We start from the raw sequence: 15,097 nt of genomic DNA, 5'->3' as shown, positions 1-15,097 counted from the left end.
GGAATTTGTATCAACATTTTGACGTAATGGTGATTTTCCATTCAGGGTATACCCTAAACGAGAGAATTTTGTGAATTGTATATTTATTTGGATGATTTTAGCGATTTTACAATAACAGTACAAACAAAACCCTCTCCATTTGGAGAGGGTTTAAACCTACTGACTAAGTGAAATTTTACTTTTCAATCACTAATTTTTGCTGTAATTTATTGCCTTCATTGGTTGTTAGGGTAATAATATACAAACCTGAGGTCATTTTAGAGGTTTCGTATTGTGCGTTGTAACTTCCTGCACTCAGATAGTTGGTTTCTTTTATCACAATTCTACCTGCGATATCGCTGATGGTTAATGTGGTATTGCCTTCTGAAACGATGTCATAATTGATCATAAAGGTTTCGGAAGCAGGATTAGGAGAAACATTTAAAACTGTCTGGTCTTCAATGCCGGTGCGACAATCATCTTCCACTCTCAATAATTTGGAAGCTCTTGTGCAGCCAGGTGTTATTACAAATGCATAATATTTACCAACGGTTGTTGTGGTATACATATTAGAAGTTGCACCCACTATCAAAGTATTATTTCTATACCATTCATATGTAGCACCCGGTGTTACAGGAACGCTCATCATTAGATCTGGTCCGCATAAATTAACGGTTCCTGAAGGAGTGATCTCAATTCTTTCGGCATATTTTAATTTGATCTCGTTGGAAATAGTGCTACAAACTCCACTTGTTGCCACTGCGCGATATTTACCATTTACAGTTGCGGAATACATAAGATCTGTAGCTCCCGGAATATCAACACCATTGAGCTGCCATTGTATATTAGCTCCATCTGTAGTTGCAGTCAACATCGTATTTGCCTCAAAACAAATAAGTGTTCCGTCAGAACTGATAGTAACTGTAGGAGCAGTATCTGAATTTGTTGCAATTTCATTTGATGTGCCTGAACAACCATTTTCAGAAACGGTTACAGAGAAAACACCAGTTGTTGAAACAGTAATTGATGAGGTTGTTTCACCGTTGCTCCATAAATAATCGTCATAGGTTCCAACAACACTTAAGCCAACAGAACCTCCACAGAATGCTGTAGGGCCATCAGCAACAATTGTTGGGGTTGGATTTGGATTTTCAGTAACATCGGTTGTTGATGAAGTTCCCATACATCCATTAGCATCAGTGATGGTTACGGAATAACTTCCGCTTGCATCTACTAAAATGGAAGAAGTTGTTTCTCCATTGCTCCATAAATATTCTGAAGCTGCAGTTGCAGTTAATGTTACATCACCACCTTCGCAGAAAATTGTAGCGCCATCAGGTGTAATAGTTGCAACAGGATTTGTATTTACTGTTACAGTTATTGTATTGGAAGTATTTAATCCATTCTCTGCATAATAATCACCACTTTCTGTAACTACGATCGATTGTGTTGTTTCACCGGTGTTCCAAACATTTCCTTCTGCTTCAGATGAAGTTAATGTTACACTTCCGCCTTCACAAAAATCAACCGGACCATCTGCAAAAATTGTTACATCTCCACAAACATTTACAATAACGGAAACAATTTCAGACACATCGCTGCATCCTTCCAAATTAAATGCAGTTACAGAATAATCATCAGCTGTTGTTACATTTATTGAAGATGTTGTTTCTCCGTTACTCCATAAATAACTAGTACCACCATCTGCAATTAAATTAACAGATTCGCCGGCACATATTGTTGTAGGTCCATCGGCAGAAATACCTGCAGTTGGATTTGAATTTACTGTTACTGAAGTTTCTCCGGAAGTTCCTTCACATCCATTCGCATCTGTAATTGTTACAGAATAACTTCCACTTTCATCCACTAAAATGGAGGAACTTGTTTCTCCATTACTCCATAAATATTCTGATGCCGGAGTTGCTGACAGAGATACACTACCACCATCGCAGAATGTAGTTGTTCCATCAGGAGTAATTGTTGCAATTGGATTTGTATTTACTGTTACTGCAGTTGTAGAAGAAGTTGCTTCACAACCATTTGCATCGGTAATTGTAACAGAAAAACTTCCGTTAGCATTTACTAAAATGGATGAAGTTGTTTCTCCATTGCTCCATAAATATTCAGAAGCAGCAGTTGCAGATAATGTAACATCCCCACCTTCGCAGAATGTTGTTGATCCGTCAGGAGTAATTGTTGCTATTGGATTTGGATTTACTTCAATGTGTATCGGATCGGAAATAGCAGAGCAATCATTTTTTGTAAGTGTTACAGAATAATCGCCTGTTGTGGAAACAGTAATTGTTGATGTAGTTTCTCCATTGCTCCATAAATAAGAATCAGCAACAATTGGAACGCTTAATGTTACATCTCCGCCATCACAAAATTCTGTTGGTCCGTCGGCATCTATTATTGCAACCGGTAATGGTGTTGATTCCGTAGAAATTGTGTTTGATGTTCTTACACATCCACCGCCATTATCTATTGTTAAAGAATAATCACCTGTTAATGTTACAGTATTTGTTTCGGTAACAGATCCATCACTCCATAAATAATCTAAATGGTGATCGGGAGTACTTAAAGTTACAGATTCACCATCACAAAAAGTTGTTTCACCTTCTGCAACAATTGTAATTGCATCAGGGCAGAAATTATTTGAAATTGTATAACCTGTAAAATGATCTGAACTGTAATAATATACTCTTATATAATAAAGACCTGCAGGTGCATCTAATTCCGTAACTGTTGTTCCGCCATATGCTGATCCTGATGCCAATACACTTTCAGCACTGTTTAAGATCTGAACAGTATTGTATTTTCCATTTGGATTTGCAAGTGTAGCAGTTAAATCGCCGGCACTGTGTGTAGTAAATGTATAATAATCGTAAGTATCATAAGTTCCACCATTTATGCGATAACCAATATGTCCTTCCATTGTGGAATTGGTTAACATATCGATAGCATTTGCTGCATCTCCATTTGGTTCTGCATCTATAGTATAATCGGCAACCGTAACTGTATTTGTCAAGGTATATCCGCTATAAGACGATGAAGAATAATAATACATTCTTGCATAATAGGTGCCTGCTGCTAAACCAACTGAAGTAAAAGTTGCAGTTCCATAACCTGATTCAGATCCTAATAATGTTGTTCCATTATTATCATATAAATAAATTGAATTATAATGTCCAACTTCAGTGCTGGAGAATGTAATTGTTATATCACCATCATTAGTTGTTGTAAATTGATAGTAATCACTTACATCATAATCACCGCCGTTCAAGCGATACCCAATATGACCATTTACTGAACCATTTTCGGCCATTGGCAATGCTTCTGCAGGAGTTCCATTTGGTTCCAGATCATTTACAATTCCATTAGTTGTTACGGTATTGGTGAGTGTATATCCACTGAAACTGGAAGTACTATAATAATACATTCTTGCATAATAAGTACCGGCGGCTAATCCATTTGATGTAAATGAAGCACCACCATATCCTGAGGCTGAACCTAATGAAGTAGTTCCATCGGCATCATATAAATAAATGGAATTATAATGTAAAGCTTCTGTACTGCTAAAAGCAATTGTTATATTTCCATCATTTGTTGTTGTAAATTGATAATAGTCACTTTGATCATAAGTACCTCCGTTAATTCTATATCCGATATGTCCGTTAACAGAACCATTTTCCGACATTGATAAAGCTGTAAGAGGCGTGTCGTTTAGTTCGATATCATTAACAATACCATCTGTTATTACAGTATTGGTTAATGTATATCCACTGTATTCTGATGTGCTGTAATAATACATTCTGGCGTAATATGTTCCTGCAGCAAGACCTAATTCTGTAAGTGATGCAGAGCCATAACCGGAAGCGGATGCGAGTAAAGTTGTACCATCAATATCATATAAATAGATAGTATTGTAATGTCCGGCTTCAGTGCTTAAAAACGAAAGGTTAATATTACCATCGTTTGTAGTTGTAAATTGATAGTAATCGCTTTGATCATAAACACCACCATTTTTTCTATATCCAATATGTCCATTTACAGAATTGTTTTCCATCATGGGCAATGCTTCCGCAAAAGTTCCATTTGGTTCCACATCATTAACAACACCATCTGTAATTACAGTATTTGTTAAAGTGTAACCACTATATTGGGTTGTAGAATAATAATACATTCTCAAATAATAAGTCCCGGCAGCAAGTCCATTTTCTGTAATAGATGCGCCGCCATATCCTGAAACGGAAGCAAGTAATGTTGTTCCGTCGTTATCATATAAATATAATGAATTGTAATGTCCAACTTCAGAACTGGTAAATGCAATATTTACATTTCCATCGTTGGTTGTAGTAAACTGATAATAATCGTTAATGTCATAAGCACCACCATTGTAACGATAGCCAATATGACCTGTAACACTGCTATTTTCGGAAATTAAAACTGCGGTTCCGGGTGTGTCATTATTTTCCGTATCATTTGCCTGTGCAGGTGTTGCTACGGAAACCGATAGCGTATAATCGGAAAGAGAAGAAGTATTATAAGCTTTAATTGCTACATAATAAGTTCCTGCTGCTCTACCATTTTCTGTAACAGAATAGGTGCCCGGAGCAAGTTGAAATGTAGAAGCCAATTCGGTTGTTCCGTCGCTATCATAAATTTTGAGATAGGCATAACCTGCGCCTGTCAGCACCATTGTTGCTGTGATATTGCCGTCGTCATCGGCTGTAAATTGATAATAATCTGCAGGGTCGTCGGTAGTGTTACCGATGGAGCCGGTAACATCATTCCCCACTGTAAGGGCATCTGCACCTGTATAAGTGTCGTTGTCGGGCTCCGTATCGGCCCAAATTTGTGTAACCGTGCAGAGCATTAATGCAAGGCTAAAGAGTACTTTGTTAATTTTCATAAAATAGATTTTTGTGATTGAAAAAGTAAGCCACGAATGTAGGTTTATGCATGGGGGTGGGCAACAGCGAATATTAGTAGGTGGGTGGGATAAGGGACACGGGATGCGGGACACGGGACTGGACATAGGACATGGGAGGGACGGGACACGGGACACGGGATGCGGGACACGGGACTGGACAAAGGACATGGGAGGGGGACACAGGACATAGGACGCGGGACACGGGACTGGACAAAGGACATGGGAGGGGGACACGGGACATAGGACGCGGGACACGGGACTGGACAAAGGACATGGGAGGGGGACACGGGACATAGGACGCGGGACACGGGACTGGACAAAGGACATGGGAGGGGGACACGGGACATAGGACGCGGGACACGGGACTGGACAAAGGACATGGGAGGGGGACACGGGACATAGGACGCGGGACACGGGACTGGACAAAGGACATGGGAGAGAGGGACATATGACATAGGACCTATGACCTATGACATATGACAAAGGACAGGGAACTAGGACATTATATTAGGTTTCGGGTATCAAGTACAGATTTTGGAAAGTCTAACATCTAAGCATTTCGAAGACCCGGCTGTTTAATTGTCAATTATCAATTATCAATTATCAATTATCAATTGTCAATTGTCAATTAAATTATTCTTTCTTTGATCGCTTTTGCTACTGCTTCGGAGGCGCTGTTTACGTGGAGTTTTTTGTAGATGTTACGGATATGAAAATTTACGGTGTGGTAGCTTATTTTTTGTTTGTCGGCAACCATTTTATAACTGAGGCCATCCACTAAATGTGTAAGAATTTCTTTTTCTTTTACAGAAAGTAAATGATCATTTGATATCTTTTTTTCTTCTTTTACTTTAAAAAAGGAAAGTACTTTGAGAGCAATTTCGGGGGTCATAGGGGCGCCGCCTTCATAAATTTCTTTAATTGCTTCCAGTAATTTTAAAGGAGCTGTTTTTTTGAGGAGATATCCTGTAGCACCGGCTAAAATGCTTTGAAAAACCTTTTCATCGTGGTCGAAAACGGTTTGCATCATTACCGGAAGGTCGGGGAATTGTTCTTTAATTATTTTCACAGCATCAATGCCATTCATTCCAGGCATGTCGATATCCATTAAAATAACATGTGGCTCTGTGCGCAAAATATCCTCCACCAGATTGGAGCAGTCTTCAAATACACCTGCGCAAATAAATCCTTCGGAATTATCAAGTAATAATTTTACTCCATCACGGCGGGTGGCATTATCGTCAAAAAGTGTTATTCGGATATCCATAGATCAATAAAACAAAATTAAGTAATATAATTTATCGGTTACCTACAAAATATAGCAGGTAACTTATACTTCAAATATCAAACTAATACTTGTTCCTTTTCCGATTTCGGAGTTGATCTTGAATTTACTTTTCAGTTTCCTGGAGCGTTCCTGCATACTATGTAACCCGTTTCCTGCATGCTTTGTTTGCATGTCGAATCCGCTGCCGTTATCTGTTATCTCTAAAACGATCTTATTTTTAATTCTATACAGTTGTATATTAACTATGGAACAATTGGCATATTTTACTATATTATTGATCGCCTCCTTAAATATTAAAAAAAGTTCATGTCTTTTATCCGGTGTCAGTTTAATATCACTTAATTTTTCATCCACAATAAAATTGGTTGTGATATTTTTTATTTGTAAGGTTTCCAATGCAAACGATTTCATACGCAATAGCATCTGCTCGAAATTATCGTTGCGAGGTTGAAGCGACCAAACAATATGGTTCATATTATCCTGCATTTCTGTACTGGTATCAGAAATTTTATTTAACATGTTCTTCAGATCTTCATTTTCTTCATTAGACTTCATTTTAGCAACCTCACTATATAAATTTATAGTGCTGAGTGCACTTCCAACGTCGTCGTGGAGGTCGTTTGCAATATTATTTCTAATCATTTGAAGTTTTAAGAATTGTTTTTCCCTATATCTTATAATAGCATAAACTATTGCGGCTCCGGTTAAAATACACAAAGCAATAAACCACCACTGTTGCCAATACGGATGTAGGATCACAAATTCTGATAACACAAATTCATCACTCCAATCACCTTGTGGGTTTGTAACTTTTATAAGTAAACTATAATATCCGGGAGGTAAACTTAAAAAACTTATTTTACCGGAATTTCCTGCATCTATCCAATCAGTATTCAATCCTTTAAGCTGATATTTGAACTTTACAGTTCCTGGTTGCGATAATTGTAAACAAGAGAAATTGACTGTAATAAAATTATTATTATGACTGAAGGTAAGGTCATTAAATACCGGTGTATTCATTATTGATTTATCGAATACGCTAAAATCGCTAAGATATATTTTTGGAAATTCCGTTTCAAAATAATACGATTCGGGATCAAAACAAATGAGTTGATTTCCGGCGCCGTAATACCAATTTCCTCCCTTCTCCTGGAAGATCTGAGCCGGATTTTTTAATAACCAGCTATTATTTATCAAAGGAACAAATCGAAAGGTTTTCTTTTTAAGATCAAATACTTCAAATCCGCCTCTTACTGCTGTCCATAAATTATTTTTTTCATCTGCATATAATCCATGCATTGTTATATTATCGGTTTTATCAGGGGAATAATGGATAAATCTTGAATCTCTAAATTCATTAATTCCATTTCCGGTGGAGATCCACAAACGTTGCTCTGCATCTTCATAAATACCGGTAATAGTATTATTTGAAATAGAATTTGTATCGTTGCTTTTATGAAGATAATGTATAAATGTATTTTCAAAATCAGGTGTTTTTTTTAATTTGTTTAAACCTTCTGAAGTGCCTGCCCAAATATTTCCCTGTGAATCTTTATAAATTACTCTTACAAAATTGCTGCTCAGGGAAGTGGAATCATTAATATGGTACAGATCACTATAATTTTGTGTTTCTGCATTATAAACACCTAAACCCGAACCTATGGTTCTGAAAATGTGAAATTCTGTACCTGCAATTGTATCACTTATTACATCATACACCTGATAAGCTGTCCGAAATGGTTTGAATGTATAATACAGTTTAGTTTGGTAATTATAAAATTGTTTGGGACTCAAGATCTCAATATTATGCGTGTTTTTATCGTAATGAAATGCATTGCTTTCTGTGGTTAGATAGGTGTTGTTTTTATTCAGTTCAATTACTGCAGTAGGTCGTAATGGGTAATTTTCATATTGAAATTCCAGGAGTTTAAAGTTGTTTTCCTTTGTTGAAAATTGATATATTCCATTGGATGTGCAAATGCCAAGTGTATTTTTATCATATGCAAAAATGGAATAATGAATAATATCCTTATCATAATCACTGGTTATGGTATAACTTTTAAATTGCCATTGCACCGGATTAAATTTATTTAAACCGTTTGTTGTTCCAATCCATATAATTCCTTTGGAATCTTTCAACATACAGTTTATCCGGTTCGACGACAAACTGAAATTATTGCCTTTTTCATTTTTTAGCTGAATAAAAGAAAAATCCTTTTTATTCATCAAATAAATTCCCGCACCTTTTGATCCTGCCAATAAAAAATCCTGGTCGATTGATAATACACAGGAGATCTCTTCTTCCGTTTCAAAAAGTTTTTGTGAAATTGCTTTTTCTCCTTCAACGGCGTATAGGGGATTTTTTTGGTAATACATACCACTGCCCCAACTCGCTATCCATATTTTTTCTTTATCAACTTCAAAATGTTGTATTCCGCCATTTGAAACACCAAAATTTAATTTCTGGCGATCTTTACTTTTTATATCATAAACCTGCAGTCCAACTCCAAGTTGTGATAGATATAAATAATTGCTGTCTGAATAAAAATAATGTATCCAGCCTCCGGTTTTTGGTTTGTTTCCTCCGCTTAAAGGATCAATTATGGTGTGCAATGAATCAGAAGCAATATTGTACGTTATTTTCAGGTCTTTTTTATGGATAAATCCCACGGCTGCGCTTTCGCAACTAAATATTATATAATCATTATCCAGTTCTTCAATAGCGGTAATTCTATTAGAAACAATAGAGGATGCAATTGTTGGATCATTTCTGAATTGCAGAAATTGTTTATCGGGAGTTTTTGAAGGATCATATCTTGTTATTCCTCCATCTCTGGTCGCGATCCAGAATACTCCGTTATTATCTTCCAAAATATCAATGATAATGTTTCCCGAAAGTGAATTGGGATCTCCCTCCTTTGCAAAAAAAGTTTTAAAAGTCAAACCATCATATTTATTCAAACCATTCGCAGTACCAATCCACAAAAAACCTTTTTTATCCTGATAAATACAAGTAATAATATTATCACTTAATCCATTGACAGTGCTGATGTTCTCAAAATTCAATTGCGGAAATTCCTGCGCCTGAGTTTCCTGCAGAACAGCAAATAATATAAATATGGTAAGACAGGTTTTGTTAAGTATGCGCAACATGGAAAGATGAAGATAGGGAATTAATTGAGAATTGAGAGTTGAGAATTGAGAATGAACAGCCGGGAATAATTGATAATTGACAATTGATAATTGACAATTCCCTCGACCTACCAGGTTTTTTTTAACCTGTGAGGTCTGAGGGAAGGGTGAAGAGAATTAAAAATGAAGAAATGAAAAAGGGGGAACGCTGATAACGCTGATTAAGCGGATTTAAAAGGATAAAAAATAGGTATGAAAGAATTACGCCCTCAACCTACAAGGTTTTTTTTAACCTGGTAGGTTTGAGGGAAGGGAGAAGAAAATGTACCAATTAAAAGGCGGAAATAATTGACAATTGACAATTGACAATGATCGTCGGGAGGATGATTAAGCTTCGGGGGAATTGAGAATTGAGAATTGAGAATGGGTCGTCGGGAGGATGATCAAGCTTCGGGTGGGGGGAAAAATTGACAATTGACAATTGACAATGATCGTCGGGAGGATGATCAAGCTTCGGGTGAGGGGAAAAATTGACAATTGACAATTGACAATTGACAATGATCGTCGGGAGGATGATTAAGCTTCGGGGGAGGGAGAAAATTGATAATTGATAATTGACAATTGACAATGATCGTCGGGATGATGATTAAGCTTCGGGTGAATTGAGAATGGAGAATTGAGAATTGGTCGACGGGAGGATGATTTTGCTTCGGGTAGTTGGGGAAATTGATAATTGACAATGTTGTCAGCCGACTGTATGTTTTCCTTTGTCGCTTTCCATTGTCCTATGTCAAGTCCTATGTCCTAAATCCTATGTCCTATGTCTCCTCTACTTACCAGTCACTTGTTGAAACACATCCTCCAAACTCTGTTTCTCGATATTGAGATTGAGTAGCGTATATTTATTTTCCACTGCAAAACGGAATAAAATCTCGCGAATATCTTCATCGCCGGAATATTCTATGGTGAGTTGGTTATCGCCGGTTACTTTATGGATACCGTTTATTTTTGATAACAGGGATTTATCGATGCGTTCTTTAAATTCAACCTGAACTAAAGTCATACCTTTTTGGTGCGATTTTAATCCTTCCACCGTATCATCTGCAACAATTTTTCCTTTGTTGATGATGATCACTCTGCTGCAGATAGCTTGCACTTCCTGCATAATATGCGTGGATAATATTACTGTTTTTTCTTTGCCGATATTTTTGATCAGACTTCTTATTTCTGCCAATTGATTTGGATCTAATCCTGACGTTGGCTCATCCATTATTAAAACCTTAGGATCGTGCAACATTGCCTGAGCTAAGCCAACACGCTGACGATATCCTTTACTCAGCTGTCCAATTTTCTTTTTTTGCTCCACAGTAAGTCCCGTCATCGCGATCATTTCCTCGATGCGTTTTTTGGGACTTTTCATATTGTGTAACCGCGCGGCGAATTCAAGATACTCTTTTACATACATCTCCGGATAAAGTGGATTGTGTTCCGGAAGATATCCAATGTTTTTCCGCACATCCATGGATTGTTTTTCTGTATCAAAACCACAAACACTTGCTTTACCGCCAGTTTGAGGAATAAAACAAGTGAGAATCTTCATGGTGGTACTTTTTCCTGCACCGTTAGGACCAAGAAACCCAATGATCTCACCCGCCTGTACTTCAAACGAAATGTCGTTTACTGCTTTCTGTTCTCCGTAAACTTTGGTGATATGTTCAACTTTTATCGACATGCATTTTGATTGCTGCAAAAATAAGAGATGAAACGGCGATTGTTATAAGAAGATTGTATTTGCCAAAATGTTGTTTCTTTAACACAAAAAGTATACTAAATTCATATTTATTACATTTTTATTAAAAAATGACGGATATAATTATAGATTATATTAAAAATGTCACAAAAAACCTAGTTAAATTATGGGTTTAATAAAATTATGCTTGCATTTTTTTGATATTTCAAGTATACACATATACATTTGCCATCCATATCTATTTTTTAATCCTAAACAAACCTACAAACAAACTACATTTTATGAAAAAAATGCACACTTTGAAGACAGCAATATTGCTGTGTAGCCTGACTTTTGTCCAGAGTCTCCAAGCTCAAACAATTTACACATTCGACAATGATGAATTAGGGTCACCGGGATCCGAGGCTGTTGGTGTTACTGCTTCTAACCTTACTCCGGTAAATGGAGTAGCATACATTAATGCGTGCGGAACCGGGTATAGTTCTGATACCTGGAGTACATCAGCAGGCGCATTTTCTACCGCATATTCTGCTTTACAGTTGACTTTAACTCCGGATGCAGGATATACAATGTATTTTACAAGTATACAGTTTGACCTTGGTCGTAATCCTCAAGGACCTAAAAGAATGCGTTATGCATATAGTCTTGACGGCGGTACAAGTTGGATCAATAATGGATCAGATCTTTCAGTGCCAAGCGGATCTTGTGGATCAGGAACAACATTTACCTGGGATATGGTAGATTTCAGTTCTACAAGTGCTGTAATTTTCCGTCTTTACGGATGGGATGCAGGTAACGTAAATGGTCAGGAAAGAAATTACAACGGATCAGTTGGAGGAACAGTTTGTTCTAATTCACCTGCTACTATGTCGCCTGCCGGAATTGCGATCACCTGTAAAGGTGAACCCGTAACTTTCACAACGGATGCTTGTGTTGGTTGTACGTATCAGTGGTACAAAAATGATAATCCATTAGCAGGTGCAACAGGTACTTCTTATGCAACAACAAAACCTGCATATTATAATGTATTAGTTACGCAAGCAAATGGTTGTTCAGCTTATTCTGCTTATACTGAATTAAATTCCGGATTTAATCCAAATGCAAATATTTATCATCCAAACGGCTTAAATCTTTGTTCACCAACTCCAGGTACCAATATTATTGTTAAAGTGGGTTACGTTGCAACTAATACTTACCAATGGTATAGAAATGGCGTTGAATACACAGGAGATGGCGCTACATCATGGAGAATATTCCCTTCAGAAACAGGTGAATACCGTTGTTCCATAACATCTATCGATGGCTGTAACCGCGTTACTGATATTGCTAACGTAACAAATGTTTGTCGTGAAGCGGAAATGGAAATGTCAGGTTTTGAAGTTTATCCAAATCCAACCTCAGGCGAATTTAATATTAATATGAATTTATCTGCATCTGTTAATACTGCAGATATCGTGATCGTTAATATGATCGGTGATGTTGTGTATTCCAATAACACTTCCATAGCTAATGGTATTTTAAATGCTTCTGTTAATTTACAAAATGCAACAGCAGGTTTATACCTTGTGAAAATTATTGCAGGTGGTAATGAATACAATAAACAAATTGTTATCAATAAATAATTAATTACCTCATTTTTAAAAAGGCATATAAGTTTTACTTGTATGCCTTTTTTTTTAATTGATAATTGTTAATTGATAATTGACAATTGATAATTGACAATTAACAGCCGAGCATACCCTCGACCTACCAGGTTTTTTTTAACCTGTGAGGTCTGAGGGAAGGGGAAGGAAGATTCGAAGGGAGAAGATTCGAAGGGGAAGGGAAAGGAAGATTCGAAGGGAGAAGATTCGAAGGTGAAGGAAGGAAGGGGTTGGAAGAGGAAAAAATGAAGGAAGGAAGGAAGGTTCTAAGGTGTCACCTACGCTAAAGCTTCGGTGACCGAAGGAAGAGGATGCAAGGATTAAAAAGAAAGAATGTACACCTTCGACCTGCCAGGTTTTTTTTTAACCTGGCAGGTCTGAAGGAGGGGGTGGTAAGACATGCATTTTATTAACACATCGTTAATATCAAAAAGATAATTGCATTAACTTTATTGGGCATTTTTACACCCATTCTACCAAACCTAAATCAGACATATGAAAATTTATTACAACACCAGATTGTCCATTTCCATATTGGCAATATGTTTATTCGTGACAAGCATCGGTTTTGCACAAACAAATCCGGTTCCGCAGGTGATTCCTTTTACGGAGGATTTTTCATCCTTGCTCCATACTTCCACTTCTTATCCTGCAGGATTGCAAGGTTGGAAAGTGAGTTCAGCAGCAACAACTACAGTTATAACTACAGGTCCAACTGCTGATCATACACTCACAGCTAATTCAAGTGCATCCACCACGGCAGGCGGTGTAAATAATTATAATGGCAAAATAGGTTTCCTTTCATCGGGATCCACAAACCCGGGAATTGTTATGAGCATCAACACCACCGGAAGTAATAATATTACTTTATCCTATGATATAATGGTTATCCGCAATCCTTATGATGGCGGTTCCAATACCAGGATAAATGAATCAGTATTACAATACCGAATTGGAAATACCGGATCATTTACCACTCTTGCAGGAGTTGAGTATGTGAATGGAACTACCACACAAACAACAAGTGGTGTAACTACTCCGCAAGATCTGCAAAACAGAAGTATTGTGTTGCCAGGCGCATGCGACAATCAACCGGAAGTTCAGATCCGTTGGATAAACCACGATCAGACCGGAGCGGGATCAAGACCAAGTTTTGCGGTGGATAATATTATTGTTGAACAAGATAATGATGGCGACGGAGAAGGTGCAATTTCAGATTGTAACGACGATGATGCATCTATAAATTCTGCTGCCACAGAAGTATGCGACGGAGTGGATAATAATTGTGATGGAAATACGGATGATGTTGTTTTAACTGCACCAACAATTTCTCCATCTGGAATTATTAATTTATGTAAACCTGATGCAGTTAATTTATCAATTGAGTCAGGATATGATTCTTATCAATGGTATAAAAATGGAAATATAATTGCAGGAGCTACGTCCAATATTTATAATACAAATAAACCCGCTTATTATAGCGTAATGGTAACGCTTGGCGATTGTTCAGCAACATCCGCAGTACAAGCAGTGGCAGTAACAGCTTCACCTTTGGCAAATATTTCTGCACCAAACGGATTGGATCTATGCGCAGGAATTGTAAAATTAAAAGCGAGTTATAATGCAACATATACCTATCAGTGGTATTTAGATGCATCGCCAATAGCTGCAACTTCTTATATCTATTTACCGGTTGCAACAGGAAATTATTATTGCGAAGTAACCACTGCGGAAGGCTGTTCAAGAAATACAGCAACACTAACAGTTATTAATGGATGTGAAAGAGTTGGAGAAATAAAAAATAATTTCAGTGTTTACCCAAATCCAACCTCAGGAGAATTTAATATTTTATTTACCACAGATCAAACATTAAATACAAACGCAGAAATAAAAATTTATAATTTAATGGGCGCACAAGTTTATCAAAATATTACATCCATAAATAATGGAATTGCCGAACATAATATTCAATTAAATGAAAGTAAAGGCATGTATCTTGTTAAGGTAATTGTTAATGGGTTGGAATATAATTCTACTGTTATCATCCATTAATTTTTTTATTTAAATTATTAAAAACCGAAAGCCTTAAACTTTCGGTTTTTGTTTTATTTGAATCTTAAATAAAAATGCACTTAAATAAGAAACCCGATTAATCAACTTTCAAACAGTTAAAGACCTTTTAGGTGTTCAAGAGCATAGGAAACCGTTTGGTTACGTATTGGTGACCGCACTTTTTTAGAGAATATTTTGGTGGTAAGGCGCAAAAACAAATAGAGGATAATTTATTATGTATATCATTCACTTTCAATTATATATGAGAATTTTTTACCAGGAACCATATCAAATTTATACGTGTATACACGATTAATTTT

General features: G+C 36.8%; 6 protein-coding genes. 2 read left to right on the top strand and 4 right to left on the bottom strand.

Annotated features, from left to right (window positions below):
- Window positions 1–175 precede the first annotated feature (175 nt).
- From IPI31_01885 to gldA, 4 genes are all read right to left on the bottom strand, one after another.
- Complete coding sequence (locus IPI31_01885; GenBank protein ID MBK7566551.1) at window positions 176–4,891, bottom strand: T9SS type A sorting domain-containing protein; 4,716 nt, start codon at window positions 4,889–4,891, stop codon at window positions 176–178.
- Between the two features lie 649 nt (window positions 4,892–5,540).
- On the bottom strand, window positions 5,541–6,179 hold the full coding sequence (locus IPI31_01880) for a response regulator transcription factor (protein MBK7566550.1): 639 nt from the start codon (window positions 6,177–6,179) through the stop codon (window positions 5,541–5,543).
- A 63-nt stretch (window positions 6,180–6,242) separates the two neighbouring features.
- Entirely contained in the window at window positions 6,243–9,353 is a 3,111-nt protein-coding gene (locus tag IPI31_01875) for a hypothetical protein (protein MBK7566549.1), read from the bottom strand.
- An 808-nt stretch (window positions 9,354–10,161) separates the two neighbouring features.
- On the bottom strand, window positions 10,162–11,064 hold the full coding sequence (gene gldA, locus IPI31_01870; protein ID MBK7566548.1) for a gliding motility-associated ABC transporter ATP-binding subunit GldA: 903 nt from the start codon (window positions 11,062–11,064) through the stop codon (window positions 10,162–10,164).
- A gap of 299 nt (window positions 11,065–11,363) precedes the next feature.
- Between gldA and IPI31_01865 the strand changes: the two genes are divergently transcribed.
- Window positions 11,364–12,704 (top strand): T9SS type A sorting domain-containing protein, encoded by a 1,341-nt coding sequence (locus IPI31_01865; GenBank protein ID MBK7566547.1) that lies wholly within the window; start codon window positions 11,364–11,366, stop codon window positions 12,702–12,704.
- A 516-nt stretch (window positions 12,705–13,220) separates the two neighbouring features.
- The gene (locus IPI31_01860; GenBank protein MBK7566546.1) at window positions 13,221–14,777 is read left to right on the top strand and encodes a T9SS type A sorting domain-containing protein; all 1,557 of its coding nucleotides are present in this window, start codon (window positions 13,221–13,223) and stop codon (window positions 14,775–14,777) included.
- The last annotated feature ends 320 nt before the right edge of the window (window positions 14,778–15,097 follow it).

This window comes from Bacteroidota bacterium, assembly GCA_016706865.1.
Lineage (GTDB): Bacteria > Bacteroidota > Bacteroidia > Chitinophagales > BACL12 > UBA7236.
This window is presented reverse-complemented; position numbering and strand designations above follow the sequence as displayed.